General features: G+C 68.5%; 13 protein-coding genes. 5 read left to right on the top strand and 8 right to left on the bottom strand.

Annotated features, from left to right (window positions below; translation table 11 throughout):
* Positions 1 to 7: 7 nt before the first annotated feature.
* The 8 genes from pcaF to LCHO_RS18205 all read right to left on the bottom strand — a co-directional run bounded on the left by pcaF (position 8) and on the right by LCHO_RS18205 (position 10,017).
* The gene (pcaF, locus tag LCHO_RS18240) at positions 8 to 1,210 is read right to left on the bottom strand and encodes a 3-oxoadipyl-CoA thiolase (protein WP_012348666.1); all 1,203 of its coding nucleotides are present in this window, start codon (positions 1,208 to 1,210) and stop codon (positions 8 to 10) included.
* 46 nt (positions 1,211 to 1,256) lie between these two features.
* The gene (locus LCHO_RS18235; RefSeq protein ID WP_012348665.1) at positions 1,257 to 1,712 is read right to left on the bottom strand and encodes a MaoC family dehydratase; all 456 of its coding nucleotides are present in this window, start codon (positions 1,710 to 1,712) and stop codon (positions 1,257 to 1,259) included.
* Positions 1,713 to 1,735: 23 nt separating this feature from the next.
* Positions 1,736 to 3,283: a 3-hydroxyacyl-CoA dehydrogenase gene (locus LCHO_RS18230; RefSeq protein WP_043704468.1), complete on the bottom strand. Its 1,548-nt coding sequence runs from the start codon at positions 3,281 to 3,283 to the stop codon at positions 1,736 to 1,738.
* Entirely contained in the window at positions 3,280 to 4,083 is an 804-nt protein-coding gene (locus tag LCHO_RS18225) for an enoyl-CoA hydratase-related protein (RefSeq protein WP_012348663.1), read from the bottom strand. The genes LCHO_RS18230 and LCHO_RS18225 overlap by 4 nt, the downstream gene beginning before the upstream one ends.
* Positions 4,084 to 4,226: 143 nt before the next feature.
* The gene (gene boxA, locus LCHO_RS18220) at positions 4,227 to 5,522 is read right to left on the bottom strand and encodes a benzoyl-CoA 2,3-epoxidase subunit BoxA (RefSeq protein WP_012348662.1); all 1,296 of its coding nucleotides are present in this window, start codon (positions 5,520 to 5,522) and stop codon (positions 4,227 to 4,229) included.
* Between the two features lie 205 nt (positions 5,523 to 5,727).
* On the bottom strand, positions 5,728 to 7,155 hold the full coding sequence (gene boxB, locus LCHO_RS18215) for a benzoyl-CoA 2,3-epoxidase subunit BoxB (protein ID WP_012348661.1): 1,428 nt from the start codon (positions 7,153 to 7,155) through the stop codon (positions 5,728 to 5,730).
* Between the two features lie 123 nt (positions 7,156 to 7,278).
* Positions 7,279 to 8,946 (bottom strand): 2,3-epoxybenzoyl-CoA dihydrolase, encoded by a 1,668-nt coding sequence (boxC, locus tag LCHO_RS18210; RefSeq protein ID WP_012348660.1) that lies wholly within the window; start codon positions 8,944 to 8,946, stop codon positions 7,279 to 7,281.
* 114 nt (positions 8,947 to 9,060) lie between these two features.
* Complete coding sequence (locus tag LCHO_RS18205; protein WP_012348659.1) at positions 9,061 to 10,017, bottom strand: helix-turn-helix transcriptional regulator; 957 nt, start codon at positions 10,015 to 10,017, stop codon at positions 9,061 to 9,063.
* A 99-nt stretch (positions 10,018 to 10,116) separates the two neighbouring features.
* On the opposite strand from LCHO_RS18205, the gene LCHO_RS18200 reads away from it, so the two are divergent.
* Genes LCHO_RS18200 through LCHO_RS18180 form a run of 5 tightly spaced genes read left to right on the top strand, consistent with a single transcriptional unit; the run spans position 10,117 to position 15,764 of the window.
* Positions 10,117 to 10,581, top strand: a complete 465-nt coding sequence (locus tag LCHO_RS18200) for a DUF4863 family protein (protein WP_012348658.1) — start codon at positions 10,117 to 10,119, stop codon at positions 10,579 to 10,581.
* Positions 10,582 to 10,591: 10 nt separating this feature from the next.
* Positions 10,592 to 12,151 carry a 3,4-dehydroadipyl-CoA semialdehyde dehydrogenase gene (locus LCHO_RS18195; RefSeq protein WP_012348657.1) on the top strand — a complete coding sequence of 520 codons (1,560 nt, stop codon included), beginning with the start codon at positions 10,592 to 10,594 and terminating at the stop codon, positions 12,149 to 12,151.
* A gap of 33 nt (positions 12,152 to 12,184) precedes the next feature.
* Positions 12,185 to 13,780 carry a benzoate-CoA ligase family protein gene (locus tag LCHO_RS18190; protein WP_012348656.1) on the top strand — a complete coding sequence of 532 codons (1,596 nt, stop codon included), beginning with the start codon at positions 12,185 to 12,187 and terminating at the stop codon, positions 13,778 to 13,780.
* Positions 13,777 to 14,595: an alpha/beta fold hydrolase gene (locus tag LCHO_RS18185; RefSeq protein ID WP_012348655.1), complete on the top strand. Its 819-nt coding sequence runs from the start codon at positions 13,777 to 13,779 to the stop codon at positions 14,593 to 14,595. Before LCHO_RS18190 ends, LCHO_RS18185 begins: the two co-directional genes overlap by 4 nt.
* Positions 14,592 to 15,764, top strand: coding sequence for an ABC transporter substrate-binding protein (locus LCHO_RS18180; RefSeq protein WP_012348654.1), 1,173 nt, complete (start codon positions 14,592 to 14,594; stop codon positions 15,762 to 15,764). Before LCHO_RS18185 ends, LCHO_RS18180 begins: the two co-directional genes overlap by 4 nt.
* Positions 15,765 to 15,822: the final 58 nt, after the last annotated feature.

Raw genomic sequence — 15,822 nt, 5'->3', positions numbered from 1 at the left:
GGCGGTGTCAGACCCGCTCGACGATCAGCGCAATCCCTTGCCCGACGCCAATGCACATCGTGCACAGCGCGTAGTGGCCCTTGATGCGATGCAGCTGGTTGATCGCCGTGGTCACCAGCCGTGCACCGCTGGCACCCAGCGGATGGCCCAGCGCGATGGCGCCGCCGTTCGGATTGACACGCGCATCGTCGTCGGCCAGGCCGAGGTCGCGCAGCACCGCCAGGCCCTGCGCGGCGAAGGCTTCGTTGAGCTCGATCACGTCCATCTGGTCGAGCCGCAGGCCGGTCAGCGCCAGCACGCGGCGGGTGGCCGGTGCCGGGCCGAAACCCATGATGCGCGGCGCCACGCCGGCGGTGGCCATGCCGACCACGCGGGCGCGCGGCGTCAGGCCGTTCATCGCCGCGACGGTCTCGCTGGCCAGCAGCAGCGCGCAGGCGCCGTCGTTGACGCCGGACGCATTGCCGGCCGTCACCGTGCCGTCCGGGCGCACCACGCCCTTGAGCTTGGCGAGCGATTCGATCGAGGTCTCGCGCGGGTGTTCGTCCTTCGAAACGACGACCGCATCGCCCTTCTTCTGCGCGATCGTCACCGGCGTGATCTCGGCGTCGAAGTAGCCCGACTTCTGCGCCGCCACCGCCTTCAGCTGCGAGGCCAGCGCCATGCGGTCCTGCGCGGTGCGGTCGATGCCGAAATCGGTGGCGACGTTCTCGGCCGTCTCGGGCATCGAGTCGACGCCGTACTGCGCCTTCATCAGCTTGTTGACGAAACGCCAGCCGATGGTGGTGTCGTAGACCGCGTTGCTGCGGCTGAACGCGCTCTCGGCCTTGGGCATCACGAACGGTGCGCGGCTCATGCTCTCGACGCCGCCGGCGATCATCAGGCCGGCCTCGCCGGCGCGGATCGCGCGCGCGGCCGTGCCCACGGCATCCATGCCCGAGCCGCACAGGCGGTTGATGGTCGAGCCCGGCACGTCCAGCGGCAGGCCGGCCAGCAGCGCGGACATGCGGGCGACGTTGCGGTTGTCCTCGCCGGCCTGGTTGGCGCAGCCGTAGAGCACGTCGGTGACCTGGGCCCAGTCGACGCCCGGGTTGCGCGCCATCAGCGCGGCGATCGGGATGGCGCCGAGGTCGTCGGCGCGCACCGATGACAGCGCGCCGCCGTAGCGGCCGAAGGGCGTGCGGATGGCGTCGCAGATGTAGGCGTGGGTCATGTGTCGTGTCTCCGGGTGTTCGGGTCGCGGGTCGGCGCGTGTGCGGTCAGACCGGCGGATGGGCGTTGCGGACCAGGTCGAACAGGCTGGTGGCGTCGATGTCGAGCACCTCGGCGCCCGCCTGGTTGAACAGCTGCCAGCGCCAGTGCAGGATGCCCAGCTGCGGCTGGCTGCGCGAGGTGCGCGCCTCCAGCACGGTGCAGCGCAGCGTCAGGCGGTCGCCGGGGCGCACCGGGTTCGGCCACTTGACGTGACCCAGGCCGGGCGAGGCGTAGGACTCCGAACCGCGCAGGAAGGCGTCGGCGGCCAGCCGCATCGCGATGCCGCAGGTGTGCCAGCCGCTCGCGATCAGGCCGCCGAACGGGCCGTCAGCCGCGGCCTCGACGTTGGTGTGGAACCACTGCGGGTCCCAGGCGGTGGCGAACTGCAGCACCTCGGTTTCGGTGACGTCATAGGGGCCGGCTTCGAGCTGTTGCCCGGGCTGGAATTCGGCGAACTTCATCGGCGGTGGCTTTCAGGTCGTGATCAAGCGTGGCGGCTGGTGGCGCGGTCCAGCGCCGCGCGCCGGCCGAGCCACGGGCTGGCGCGATAGCGCTCGCCACGGTAATGCGCATCGAGCGCGTCGAGCAGGCCGATCACGCCGCGCGCATCCCAGCGCGCCAGCCACTCGAACGGGCCGGCGGGGTAGTTGACGCCCAGCTTCATCGCCGCGTCGGCGCCTTCGGGTGTGCAGACGCCTTGCTGCACCGCGTCGGCCGCTTCGTTGATCAGCATCGCGATCGTGCGCGCCACCACCAGCCCCGGCGCATCGGCCACCGGCATCGGCGCAAAACCGAGCGCGGCCAGCCAGGCCGGCGCCTGCTTGCGCCAGGCGTGGCTGGCCGCACCGGCCACCGCAAACGCCAGCGCCGTGCCGGGTGGCGAGGGCAGCAGCAGCGGCCGGTCGAACACCGCGACGTCGGCCGTGCCGAGCGCGTCCGCGAGTTCATCGGCGCAGCGGCCGTCGGTCAGCACCAGGCGGGCGCCGTCGATCGCAAGGCCCGTCCAGCCGCTGCCGCGCACCCGCGCCGGCCCCCAGCCTTGCGCCGACAGGGCCGTGGTGGCCGCCTGTTCGAGCTGATCGGCGATCGCGCCCTCGCCGTGCACGCTGATCTCGCGCGCCGTGGCGGGCGCTTCGTGCACGGCCACCGGCAGGCTGCCGGCGCCCTCGGGATAGCGGTAGAACCCCCGCCCGCTCTTGCGCCCGAGCAGGCCGCCGTCGACCAGCTCGCGCTGCACCAGCGAGGGCACGAAACGCTTGTCGAAGAAGTTGGCCTCGTAGACCGAGGTCGTCACCGAGAAGTTGGTGTCGTGGCCGATCAGGTCCATCAGCTCGCACGGCCCCATGCGGAAACCCGCCGCGCGCAGGCAGGCGTCGAACACCGCCGGCGTGGCGGCCTGCTCCAGCAGCAGCGCCAGCGTCTCGGCGTAATACGGCCGGGCGATGCGGTTGACGATGAAACCCGGCGTCGAGCGCGCGTGCACCGGCGTCTTGCCCCAGGCTTTGCTCAGCTCGAAGATCGCCTCGGCCACCGCCGCGTCGGTCTGCAGGCCCGACACCACCTCGACCAGCTTCATCAACGCCACCGGGTTGAAGAAGTGCATGCCGACCAGCCGCTGCGGGCGCTGCAGGCCGTTGGCGATGGCCGTGACCGAGATCGACGAGGTGTTGGTGGCGAGCACGCAGTCGTCGGCCACGATGGCTTCGAGCTGCTTGAAGAGCGCGCGCTTGACGTCGAGCCTCTCGACGATGGCCTCGACCACCAGCCGCACCGAGGCGGCGGCTTCGAGCGAGGCGATCGGCTCGATGCGATCGAGGGTCTGCGCCACGCTGTCGGCGCTCAGCTTGCCCTTGGCGACCAGCGCCTCCAGCGTCTGCGCGAGCTTGCCCTTGGCCTCGGCGGCGGCGCCTTCGCGGGCGTCGAACAGCATCACGGCGTGGCCGGATTGCGCGGCAACTTGAGCGATGCCGGCGCCCATGATGCCGGCGCCGATCACCAGCATCGGCGCACCTTGAAGAGAGAGTGAACTCATTGCGGAATCCAGTTGGCGGGCCGCTTGCCCAGGAAGGCCGCGAAGCCCTCGCGGGCCTCGTCGGTGCCGCGCACGCGGCTGATGGTCATCGCCGTCAGCTCGCGCACCTCGGCGGTGATCGGGCCGACTTCGAGTTGTGCGAACAGCTGCTTGATCTCACGCTGCGCGTTCGGGCCGCCGGCCAGCAGCTCGGCCACGGTGGCGTCGACCGCGGCGTCGAGTTGGTCGAGCGCCACCACCTGCTGCACCAGCCCGATCGCCAGCGCCTCGGCGGCCTTGATGCGGGTGGTCGTCAGCGCCAGCCGCCGCGCCTGGCGCTTGCCGACCGCGTTGGTCACGTAGGGCCCGATGACGGCCGGCAGGATGCCGAACTTGGCCTCGCTGACCGCGAAGCTGGCGTTGTCGGCCGCGATCGCGATGTCGCAGGCGCAGGCCAGGCCGACGCCGCCACCGAGCGCGGCGCCCTGGATGCGTGCCACGGTCGGCTTGGGGCAGTTCTCGATCAGCGCCAGCATGCCGGCGAAGCGGCGCGCGTCCTCGAGGTTCCACTCGACGGAGGCGGTGCTGGCGCGCTGCATCCACTGCAGGTCGGCGCCGGCGCTGAAATGTTTGCCCTCGCCGGCCAGCACGATCACGCGCACCGAGGCGTCGTCGGACAGGCGGGCGAACACGGCGCCCAGCTCGCCGATCATGGCCTCGTCGAAGGCGTTGAACACCGCCGGGCGGTTCATCGTCAGCTGGACGACGCCGGCCTGGCGCTGGCTCAGCACCAGGGTCTGCAGATCATGTCGATCGGACATCGGCGGGGTACTCCGTAAGAAGTGGACATGCAACGGCCGCGGCTGAGGATGGCCGCGGCGAGCTCATTATTCTCGACCGACCGGTCGGTCGATTGTCTGGGGGTTTGCCGCAATCCGGCGGCCAACCCCCGAGCCGGGCCGGCTCAATAGGTTTCGAGGTGCAGGCGGCCCTGCTGCTTCAGCGCGGCACCGACCGTGTCCCAGTTCAGCCCGGCCTGCTGCGCCACGTCGCGCAGCGCCAGCACCACGCCTTCTTCCATGCTCTTCAAGCCGCAGACGTAGAAGCAGGTGTTCGGGTCGGCCAGCAGCGGCGCCAGGTCGGCGGCGCGTTCGCGCATCAGGTCCTGCACGTAGCGCTTGGGCTGGCCCGGCGTGCGGGAGAAGGCGAAGTGCAGGTCGATGAAATCCTTCGGCAGGTTCTGCAGCGGGCCGAAGTAGGGCAGCTCCTCCTTGGTGCGCGCGCCGAAGAACAGCATCAGCTTGCCGCCCTCGAACTTGCCCGAACTGCGCAGACGGCGGCGCCATTCGGTCATCGCCCGCATCGGCGCCGAGCCGGTGCCGGTGCAGATCATCACGATGTTGCTGCGCGGATGGTTGGGCATCAGGAAGCTCGCGCCGAACGGCCCGATCACCTGCACCTTGTCGCCCACCTGCAGGTCGCACATGTAGTTGCTGCCGACGCCGCGCACGGCGTTGCCGGCGTGATCTTCGAGCACCCGCTTGATGGTCAGCGACAGGTTGTTGTAGCCCGGCCGCTCGCCGTTGCGCGGGCTGGCGATCGAATACTGGCGGGCATGGTGCGGGCGGCCCTTGGCGTCGACACCGGGTGGCACGATGCCGATCGACTGGCCTTCGAGCACCGGGAAGGGCATCGCGCCGAAGTCGAGCACGATGTGGTGGGTGTCGTAGTCGTGGCCGGCCTGGGTGCCGACCTCGGTGACGCGCACGTTGCCGGTCACGGTGGCGGTGATCGACTTCTCGGCCGCCTTGGCGCCGTAGAGGTTGGTGTAGGCATGCGCGGCCGACCAGGGCGGCAGCGACGCGCCGTACTGCGCGCTGTTGAACGCCGTCTCGCCCGTGGCCGCAGCCGGCAGCGACGGCGTGACGGGTTCGAGCGCAGGCGCCGCATCGGCGGACACGCCGGCCTCGGCCAACTGGTCGGCGGTCAGTTCAGCCGGCAGTTCGTCCCAGCCGAACTGATCCTCGATGCTGTAGGCCACCACGCGTGGCATGGTGCGCCAGTTGTCGATCGAGCCGGTCGGGCAGGGCGAGATGCAGGCCATGCACAGGTTGCACTTGACCGCGTCGACCACGTAGTTGCGCGAGTCGTGCGTGATCGCCTGCACCGGGCAGATCGCCTCGCAGGTGTTGCAGCGGATGCAGATCTCGGGGTCGATCAGGTGTTGCTTGATGACGGCGGCGTCGGTGGGGGCGTTCATCGGGGGTCTCCGGCTTTTTATGGGTTCACTGTCGTCTGGCTGGTCGTCGGTTCGTGGCACCGCGTGAGCCCGGGTAACCGACTCCGCTCATGTCCCCCGCCGGCCTGGGGCCGGCTCCTCCTTGACTTCGCTACGTCGGCCACCCGGGCTCACGCTCCCGGGCGGCGGACCGCATCGCTGGATGCGGTCAGGGCCGTGCCGCGGGTCAGTTGAATCGCACGTACTCGAAATCCACCGGCTGGCGGTTGATGCCCATCACCGGCGGGGCGATCCAGTTGGCGAACTTGCCCGGCTCGACCACGCGGCCCATCAGGCTGGCGACGAAGGCGCGGTCGCCACCCGAAGGCAGCCACTGGTCGACGTGCGCCGCCCATTCGGCTTCGGAGATCACGCGACCATCCGGCGACACCTTGACGCTCTTGAGCGCGCCGATGTTGCGGTGGAAAGCCTTGTGCGGCACCTTCAGCCTGAACGGAATGCCGGCCTTCTCGATCACCTTGTTCCAGCGCTCGACACCACCGACGCTGTCCTTGATGTAGTCGTCGCGCAGCACTTCATTGAGTGCATTGAGCATCGGCACTTCCTTCTCGCTCAATTGGCCGTTCTGCACGTTCAGCACGCGATAGGTCTGGCCCTTGAGCAGATGGTCGTCATTGCGCTTGCCTTCTTCGAAACGGCCTTTCAGGCCGGTCGAATAGAAGGTGGCCGCATTGCTCGACTCGTCGGTGCCGAACAGGTCGATCGTCACGCTGAAATGGAAGTTCAGATAACGCTGGATCGTCGGCAGGTCGATCACGCCGGCGGCGCGCAGCTTGGCCGGATCGTCGGTCTTCAGTTCGTTCATCGCCGCGCAGGTGCGGCTGATGACGCGGCTGATGCCCGACTCGCCCACGAACATGTGGTGCGCCTCTTCGGTCAGCATGAACTTGGTGGTGCGCGCCAGCGGGTCGAAGCTCGACTCGGCCAATGCGCACAGCTGGAACTTGCCGTCGCGGTCGGTGAAGTACGTGAACATGAAGAACGACAGCCAGTCGGGCGTCTCTTCATTGAAGGCTTCCAGGATGCGCGGGTTGTCCTGCTGACCGCTGCGGCGCTCCAGCAGCGCTTCGCCTTCTTCACGGCCGTCGCGGCCGAAGTACTTGTGCAGCAGGTAGACCATCGCCCACAGGTGGCGGCCTTCTTCGACGTTGACCTGGAACAGATTGCGCAGGTCGTACTGGCTCGGTGCGGTCAGGCCCAGATGGCGCTGCTGCTCGACCGAGGCCGGCTCGGTGTCACCTTGCGTGACGATGATGCGGCGCAGGTTGGCGCGGTATTCGCCGGGCACGTCCTGCCAGGCGTCCTGGCCCTTGTGGTCGCCGAAATGGATCTTGCGGTCCTTCTCGGCCGGGTTCAGGAAGATGCCCCAGCGGTAATCGGGCATCTTGACGTGGCCGAACTGGGCCCAGCCCTGCGGGTCGACGCTCACCGCGGTGCGCAGATAGACGTCGAAATCCTGCGAGCCATCCGGGCCCATGTCCTTCCACCATTCGAGGTAGTTGGGCTGCCACTGCTCGAGCGCGCGCTTGAGCGTGCGGTCTTCGCCGAGGTTGACGTTGTTGGGGATCTTCTCGCTGTAGTCGATGTTGGACATGGATCGCTCCGTCAGGAAATCGTGGGTGGACTCATCAAGCAGCACCCGCAGATCCGGCTTTGCCGGGCTGCCAGGTGCGCCCCCTTGAGGGGGAGCGGCGTCAAGCCGCAACGGGGGTGGGCGTCAAACTCTGTTCCAGTCGAAGGCGGCCTTGTCGCCCTTGCCGTAGACCTTGAGGGCGCCCTTTTCGCCGACCGCGTTCGGGCGCTGGAAGATCCAGTTCTGCCAGGCCGTCAGGCGGCCGAACACGCGCGTGAACATGTTCTCGGGACCATTGAAGCGCAGGTTCGCTTCCATGCCGGTCAGCGCGTCGGGGCTCATCGCCACGCGCTCCTCGATCACGATGCGGGTCTCGTCGGCCCAGTCGATGTCGTCGGGGTTGCTGGTGACCAGGCCCAGCGCGAAGGCGGCGTCGGCGTCGAGCGGCTGGCCGATCGCGGCGCGCACGGCGGCCATCGGTTCGGCTTCGTCGTAGAAGCGGCGGCCCAGGCGGCTCTGGCCGGTGACCATCGGGTAGAGGCCGAAGTTGGTCTCGGCGACGGTGATCCTGGGCGTGCGCGCTTCGTCATCCGGCAGCGCCAGCTGATAGCTGCGGTCGCAGGCCAGCGCGAGTTCCAGGAAGGTGCCGGCAAAACACGAACCGGCTTCGATCAGCGCGAACAGGCTGCGCGAGGACACGTCCAGGCGGCTGAGCGTGCGGCGCAGCAGGCCGGTGGTTTCGCGCACCAGCCAGTGGTCCTTGTGCGCCAGCAGCGTGGCGTCCATTGCCAGCACGCCGGCGGCGTCGCCTTCGGTCTTGATCAGCCAGGTGCCGATCTCGAGTTCGTTGGTGCGCATCTGCAGGATCGCGTCTTCGAGTTCACGCGCCATCTGCAGCGGATACCAGGCGGCGCCCGCGGCTTCGATGCCGGCGATGTCGGTGGGCTGTGCGCCGGTGGGGGCCTTGACGGTCCAGGTGGCGGTGCGCTTGGTGCGGTCGATCTCGACTGTGACGTTCGAATAACGCAGCGCGTCGGCTTCGATCGTGCATTCGAGGCGGCCCAGCGTCACGCCCTTGCCGTCGGCCGGGCGGTCGCTCAGCGCGGCCAGTTCGAGTGCACGCTCCTGCACCTTGGCGGCAAACGCGGCCGGCTTGACGATGTCGTCGACCAGGCGCCAGTCCTTGGCCTTCTTGCCACGCACGCCTTCGGTGGTGGTGCAGAAGATGTCGGCCAGGTCGTGGCGCACCTTGCGCTTGTCGGTCACGCGGGTCAGGCCGCCGGTGCCGGGCAGCACGCCCAGCAGCGGCACTTCGGGCAGGCTGACGGCGCTGGAGCGGTCGTCGACCAGGATGATCTCGTCGCAGGCCAGTGCCAGCTCGTAACCGCCGCCGGCGCAGGCGCCGTTGACGGCGGCCAGGAACTTCAGGCCCGAGTTGGCCGAGGAGTCTTCGAAGCCGTTGCGGGTCTCGTTGGTGAACTTGCAGAAGTTCACCTTCCAGGCGTGGCTCGAAACACCCAGCATGAAGATGTTGGCGCCCGAGCAGAAGACCTTTTCCTTGGCGCTGGTCAGCACCACGGTGCGCACTTCGGGGTGTTCGAAACGCACGCGGTTGATGGCGTCGTTGAGCTCGATGTCCACGCCCAGGTCGTAGCTGTTGAGCTTGAGCTTGTAGCCCGGGCGCAGGCCGGCGTTTTCATCGAAATCGGCGGCCAGCGTGGCGACCGAGCCCTCGAAGCTCAGCTTCCAGTGACGGTATTGCGACGGGTGGGTCTGGTAGTCGACGCGGCTGACGGGGGCGGTGGTGCTCACGGGGTGATCTCCTCAGGGTGAAGCACAAAGTGCAATGAACTGAAATCCGATGCACGCATCATATTGCATGTATTGGCCTGGTCAAGCACTCTATTGCATCTTTGTGCCGGGTGTTTACCCGGGGATTTGCAGTCCTGCGCGCACCATCTGGCGCAGCGCCCGGAACGTCTGTTCAAGCGCCTGGGCGCTGGTGTCGAGCCGAAACTCGGCTTTCGAATAGAAGGCGGCGCGGCCGGCCAGGATGCGCTGCAGGTCTTCCATCGCCTCGCGGCTGGCCGCCATCGGCCGCAGGTCGCCCTGCGCACGCACCCGCTTCATGTGGTCTTCGGCGTCGGCCTGCAACCAGACGGTGGTGCAGTGTTCGAGCAGCAGGTTGAAGGTGGCGGCGTCCGACACCAGGCCGCCCGGCGTGGCGATCACGGCTTCGGGGTAGATCTGGATCGCCTCCTCGACCGCGCGCCGTTCGTAGCGCCGGTAGGCGTTCTGGCCGTAGAGCGCCTGGATCTCGCTGATGCTGCAGCCGGCGAACTTCTCGATCTCGCGACTGAGCTCGACGAACGGGTAACCCAGGTCGTCGGCCAGCATCTGCCCGAGCGTGGACTTGCCCGCGCCACGCAGGCCGATCAGCGCCACCCGCGGGCTGCGCTGAGCGGCGCTGCCGCCGCGCTCGCGGCTGCCGTCGCCGCCCATGCCGAGCACGTCGCCCACCGCCACGCGCACCCGGCGCAAGGTGGCCTCGTCGCGGCCGTCGAGCAGCTCGCGCAGCATCAGCCATTCGGGTGTCGAGGTCGTGATGTCGCCGATCAGTTCGGCCAGTGAACACTGCAGCGCGCCGGCCACCTGCAGCAGCACCAGGATCGAGGCGTTGCCGATGCCGTATTCCAGATTGGCGAGGTGCCGCTCGGACACGTCGGCGGCGATCGCCACCGCCTTGCGTGTCATGCCGCGACGCGCGCGCAGCGAGCGCACCCGCTCGCCCAGCGCGACCAGAAAGGGATTCTTGTCCTCGCCGTCGAGGCCGGGCAGTGCGCTCGGTGTTAACCCGGGTGCATGCACTATATTGCTTGACATGGTGTTTTGGGAGTTCTATCGTTCACGCAAGCACAATAATTCATCTGCCTGAGACCCGCAAGCCGGATGCATCAAAGGCCATCGAACGGAGCCGTCCCCATGTCAGTCGAATCCTTCCGAACCCGGATCGCCCAGATCACCGGCCAGATCGCCGGCCGCCCGATCGACGCCGCCCTCGACGCCTGGCTCAACGCCGAACACGGCGCCGGCAGCGCCAGCTACGCGCAGCTCAAGCAGTCCTGCGAGCAGGGTGTCGCCGAGGGCTGGTTGTGCAACCGCGAAGGCGGCGGCCTGCGCTACGGCCGCATCTTCAAGCCGGCCGACGACCTGGATGGTTTCTCGGTCGACGTGGTCGACATGCGCGACATCGCCGGCCCGCACCACGCCCACCCGAACGGCGAGATCGACCTGATCATGCCGATCGACGACGGCGCCCTGTTCGACGGCCGCCCCGCCGGCTGGCTGGTCTGCCCGCCCGGCAGCGCGCACCGCCCGACCGTCTCGAACGGCCGCGCGCTGGTGCTGTATCTGCTGCCCGCGGGCAGCATCGAATTCACGAAGTGATCGAGACACCATGACCGAACTGCTTTCCAACTTCATCGCCGGTCGCTGGCAACAGGGCAGCGGCGCGGGCACCGCGCTGTTCGACCCGGTGCTCGGCACCGAACTGGTCCGCGTCGATGCCACCGGCCTCGACCTTGCCGCCGGTTTCGACTTCGCCCGCGAACAGGGCGGCGCTGCCTTGCGTGCATTGACCTACCGTCAGCGCGCCGCGATGCTGTCCGCTGCACTCAAGGTGCTGCAGGCGAACCGCGACGCTTATTACGAGATCGCCACCGCCAACAGCGGCACGGTCAAGAACGACTCCGCGGTCGATATCGACGGCGGCCTGTTCACGCTCGGCACCTACGCCAAGCTGGGTGACGCACTCGGCGACCAGCGTTGCATGCTCGACGGCGACGCGGCCCGGCTGGGCAAGGATCCGCTGTTCCAGTCGCAGCACGTGCTCACACCCACGCGTGGCGTTGCGCTGTTCATCAACGCCTTCAACTTCCCGAGCTGGGGCTTGTGGGAGAAGGCTGCGCCCGCGCTGCTGTCGGGCGTGCCGGTGATCGTCAAGCCGGCCACCGCCACCGCGTGGCTGACGCAACGCATGGTCAAGGACGTGGTCGACGCGGGCATCTTCCCCGCGGGTGCGCTGTCGGTGATCTGCGGCTCGTCGGCCGGGCTGATGGATCAGCTGCAGCCCTTCGACGTGGTGTCGTTCACCGGCTCGGCCGAGACGGCCGCGGTGATCCGCTCGCACCCGGCGGTGGTGCAGCGCTCGGTGCGCGTCAACATCGAGGCCGACAGCGTCAACTCGGCGCTGCTGCTGCCCGGCGACGTGCCCGGCAGCGCCGCGTTCGACCTGTTCGTCAAGGAGGTGGTGCGCGAGATGACGGTCAAGTCGGGCCAGAAGTGCACCGCGATCCGGCGCGTCTTCGTGCCCGAGGCGCTGTATGCGCCGGCCGCCGAAGCGATCTCGGCGCGGCTGGGCAAGACGACGGTCGGCAACCCGCGCAACGAGAGCGTGCGCATGGGTGCGCTGGTCAATCGTGCGCAGTTGAACGCGGTGCGCGAAGGCCTCGCCTTGTTGCGCACCCAGGCCGAGGTGCTGCACGACGGCGCTGCGCACGCGCTGGTCGACGCCGATCCAGCCTTGGCCTGCTGTGTCGGCCCGACGCTGCTCGGCGCACATGATGCCGACGCCGCCCACCTCGTTCACGACACCGAGGTCTTCGGCCCCGTCGCCACGCTGCTGCCCTATCGCGACATGGCCCACGCGCTGGCGCTGGTGCGCCGCGGCCAGGGTTCGCTGGTGACGTCGATCTACGGCAGCGACCCGGCCGCCTTGGCCGCCGCGGCACTCGAACTGGCCGACAGCCACGGCCGCGTGCACGTGATCTCGCCCGACGTCGGCGCGCTGCACACCGGCCACGGCAACGTGATGCCGCAATCGCTGCACGGCGGCCCCGGCCGCGCCGGTGGCGGCGAGGAACTCGGTGGCGCACGCGCCCTGAACTTCTATCACCGCCGCAGCGCCGTGCAGGCCAGCACCGCCGTGCTCGCCGCGTTGCAAGCACCGGCCGCCTGAGCCGGCCTCGTGCCACAGAAGAGGAGACAAGCCATGTCCATCGAATCGACCCCCGACCTGCAGGTGCCGCCGCCCGGCGAGCGCTTCAACTTCGCGCAGCACCTGATCGAATGCAACGCCGCGCGCCCGGACAAGGCCGCGTTCATCGACGACCTCGGCACGCTCAGCTACGGCGCGCTCGAAGAACGTGTGCGCCGCGTCGCCGCGGGCCTGCGCGCGCTGGGGCTGAAACGCGAAGAACGCGTCCTGCTGCTGATGCACGACTGCAACGACTGGCCGGTGAGCTTTCTGGGCGCGATGTACGCCGGCCTGGTGCCGGTGGCGGTCAACACGCTGCTGACGGCTGACGATTACGCCTACATGCTCGAACACTCGCGCGCGCAGGCCGCGCTGGTGTCGGGCGCGCTGCTGCCGGCGCTGACCGCGGCGATGGTCAAGAGCGACCACGAGGTGCAGAAGGTGATCGTGTCGCGCCCGGTCGCGCCGCTGCATCCGGCCGAGGTCGAGTTCGAGACCTTTCTTCAATCGCAGGCGCCGCTCGCCAAGCCGGCCACCACCGCGCGTGACGACGCCGGCTTCTGGCTCTATTCGTCGGGATCGACCGGCCGTCCCAAGGGCACGGTGCATTCGCACGCCAATCCGTACTGGACGGCCGAGTTGTACGGCAAGGGCGTGCTGGCGCTGCGCGAGGACGACGTCTGCTTCTCGGCTGCCAAGCTGTTCTTCGCCTACGGACTGGGCAACGGCTTGAGCTTCCCGATGAGCGTGGGTGCCACCACCCTCCTGATGGCCGAACGGCCGACACCCGACGCCACCTTCAAGCGCTGGCTCGGTCAGGTCGGTGGTGCGAAGCCGACGGTGTTCTTCGGCGCGCCGACCGGTTTCGCCGGCATGCTGGCCTCGCCCAAGCTGCCGGCGCAATCGGAGGTGGCGATGCGCCTGGTGTCTTCCGCCGGCGAGGCCTTGCCGGCCGAGCTGGGCGAGCGCTTCAAGCGCCATTTCGGCGTCGACATCGTCGACGGCATCGGCTCGACCGAGATGCTGCACATCTTCCTGAGCAACCGCCCCGAGCGCGTGCGTTACGGCACCACCGGCTGGCCGGTGCCGGGTTACGAGATCGCGCTGCGCGGCGAGGACGGCGGCCCGGTGCCGGACGGCGAACCGGGCGACCTCTACATCCACGGCCCGAGCGCGGCCATGATGTACTGGGCTAACCAGACCAAGACCCGCGAGACCTTCCAGGGCGGCTGGACCAAGAGCGGCGACAAGTACGTGCGCAATGCCGACGGCAGCTACACCTACTCGGGCCGCAGCGACGACATGCTCAAGGTCAGCGGCATCTACGTCTCGCCCTTCGAGGTCGAAGCCACGCTGGTGCAGCACCCGGCGGTGCTCGAAGCCGCGGTGATCGGCGTGCCCGATGCCGAGGGCCTGACCAAGACCAAGGCCTTCGTGGTGCTCAAGGACGGTGCCGAGGCCAGCGAGGACGAGCTCAAGCAGTTCGTCAAGGATCGCCTCGCGCCCTACAAGTACCCGCGCGTGATCGAGTTCCTGCGCGACCTGCCCAAGACCGCCACCGGCAAGATCCAGCGTTTCAAGCTGCGCGAAAAAGAGGCCACTTCGAAATGAACACCGGCCCGCAATTCGTCGAGATCGACTGGCGCGGCCGCCGCGTCAGCATCGAGCATCAATGGATCGCGCCGGAGCGCTCGCTCGCCCCGCTGATCGTCTTTTTGCACGAGGGGCTGGGCTCCTTGTCGATGTGGCGCGATTTCCCGCAGCGGCTGTGCGAGGCGGCGCATTGCCGCGGGCTGGTCTATTCGCGCCCCGGTTATGGCCGCTCGACGCCGCGTGCGGTCGAGGAGGCCTGGGGCCTGGACTTCATGCACCGCCAGGCGCACGAGGTGCTGCCGGCCTTGCTGCAGGCGCTCGATGTCGACACGCAGGCGCATCCGCCCTGGCTGTTCGGCCACAGCGACGGCGGCTCGATCACGCTGTTGTACGCGGCGCATTTCCCGGATCGCATCGCCGGCGCGATCGTGCTGGCGCCGCACATCCTGGTCGAGGATCTGTCGGTGGCGAGCATCGAGAAGGCCCGCATCGCCTATCTCGAAACCGACTTGCGCCAGCGCCTGGCACGCCATCACGACGACCCCGACTCGGCCTTCTGGGGCTGGAACGGCATCTGGCTGCACCCGCCGTTCAAGCAGTGGTCGATCGAGGCCGAGATCCGCACCATCACCTGCCCGCTGCTGGCGGTGCAGGGGCTCGACGATCAATACGGCACGCTCGAACAGATCCGCGGCATCGCGCGCCGCGTGCCGCAGACCGAGTTGCTGGAGTTGGCCGATTGCGGCCACTCGCCGCATCGCGATCAGACCGACCCGCTGATCGCCGCCGTCACCGCTTTCATCACACAACAATCCGCCGGAGACAAGACATGAACACCACCCGCAGAACCCTCATCGCCAGCGCCGTCGCACTCGCCGCTTTCGCATCGCCGCTGGTCCATGCGCAGGCCGCGCCCAAGCTCAAGGTCGGCCTGATGCTGCCCTACACCGGCACCTTCGCCGCACTCGGCACGGCGATCGAAAACGGCTTTCGCCTGCACGTGGCCGAGCAGGGCGGCAAGCTCGGCGGGCGCGAGGTGGAGTTCTTCAAGGTCGACGACGAATCCGACCCGTCCAAGGCCACCGACAACGTCAACAAGCTGATCAAGCGCGACGCCGTCGACGTGCTGATCGGCAGCGTGCACTCGGGCGTTGCGATGGGCATGGCCAAGGTCGCCAAGGACACCGGCACACTGCTGATCGTGCCCAACGCCGGCGCCGACGCGGTGACCGGCCCGATGTGCGCGCCCAACATCTTCCGCAGCTCGTTCTCGAACTGGCAGCCGGGTTACGCGATGGGCGAGGTGATGGCCAAGAAGGGCCACAAGAAGGTCGTCACCATCACCTGGAAATACGCCGCCGGCGACGAGTCGGTGCGCGGCTTCAAGGAGGCCTTCCAGAAGGCCGGCGGCGAGGTGATCAAGGAGCTGAACCTGCCGTTCCCGGGCGTCGAGTTCCAGGCCCTGCTGACCGAGATCGCGGCGGCCAAGCCCGATGCCGTCTACACCTTCTTTGCCGGTGGCGGCGCGGTCAAGTTCGTCAAGGACTACGCCGGTGCGGGCCTGAAGAAGAGCATCCCGCTGTACGGTGCGGGTTTCCTGACCGATGGCACGCTCGATGCGCAAGGCGCCGATGCCGACGGCCTGCTGACCACGCTGCATTACGCCGACAGCCTGGCCACGCCGCGCGACAGCAGCTTCCGCCTGGCCTATGCCAAGGCCTACAAGCTGCAGCCCGACGTCTATGCGGTGCAGGGTTACGACGCGGCGCAGATGCTGGCGGTCGGCCTGGCAGCGGTGAAGGGTGACGTGGGCAAGAAGGCCGAGTTCGCCGCTGCCGTCGAGAAGGCGAAGATCGACAGCCCGCGTGGCGCCTTCACCGTGTCGAAGGCGCACAACCCGGTGCAGGACATCTACCTGCGCCAGGTGGTCGGCAAGGAGAACAAGACCATCGGCGTGGCAAGCAAGGCGCTGACCGACCCGGCCCGCGGCTGCAAGATGTGATGCAGCCCCCTGGACGCCGGGTACGGCGTCGTCCCCCCGAGGGGGAGCAACCGGCTTG

Origin of the sequence: Leptothrix cholodnii SP-6 (assembly GCF_000019785.1) — a bacterium.
GTDB classification, from domain to species: Bacteria; Pseudomonadota; Gammaproteobacteria; order Burkholderiales; family Burkholderiaceae_C; genus Sphaerotilus; species Sphaerotilus cholodnii.
This window is presented reverse-complemented; position numbering and strand designations above follow the sequence as displayed.

Bases quoted from the DNA above. Each gene is read 5' to 3' on its own strand.
- LCHO_RS18235 (WP_012348665.1), bottom strand. From the start codon at position 1,712: ATGAAGTTCGCCGAATTCCAGCCCGGGCAACAGCTCGAAGCCGGCCCC.
- boxB (WP_012348661.1), bottom strand. From the start codon at position 7,155: ATGTCCAACATCGACTACAGCGAGAAGATCCCCAACAACGTCAACCTC.
- LCHO_RS18225 (WP_012348663.1), bottom strand. From the start codon at position 4,083: ATGTCCGATCGACATGATCTGCAGACCCTGGTGCTGAGCCAGCGCCAG.
- boxA (WP_012348662.1), bottom strand. From the start codon at position 5,522: ATGAACGCCCCCACCGACGCCGCCGTCATCAAGCAACACCTGATCGAC.
- LCHO_RS18185 (WP_012348655.1), top strand. From the start codon at position 13,777: ATGAACACCGGCCCGCAATTCGTCGAGATCGACTGGCGCGGCCGCCGC.
- LCHO_RS18180 (WP_012348654.1), top strand. From the start codon at position 14,592: ATGAACACCACCCGCAGAACCCTCATCGCCAGCGCCGTCGCACTCGCC.
- LCHO_RS18205 (WP_012348659.1), bottom strand. From the start codon at position 10,017: ATGTCAAGCAATATAGTGCATGCACCCGGGTTAACACCGAGCGCACTG.
- pcaF (WP_012348666.1), bottom strand. From the start codon at position 1,210: ATGACCCACGCCTACATCTGCGACGCCATCCGCACGCCCTTCGGCCGC.
- LCHO_RS18190 (WP_012348656.1), top strand. From the start codon at position 12,185: ATGTCCATCGAATCGACCCCCGACCTGCAGGTGCCGCCGCCCGGCGAG.
- LCHO_RS18195 (WP_012348657.1), top strand. From the start codon at position 10,592: ATGACCGAACTGCTTTCCAACTTCATCGCCGGTCGCTGGCAACAGGGC.
- LCHO_RS18230 (WP_043704468.1), bottom strand. From the start codon at position 3,283: ATGAGTTCACTCTCTCTTCAAGGTGCGCCGATGCTGGTGATCGGCGCC.
- LCHO_RS18200 (WP_012348658.1), top strand. From the start codon at position 10,117: ATGTCAGTCGAATCCTTCCGAACCCGGATCGCCCAGATCACCGGCCAG.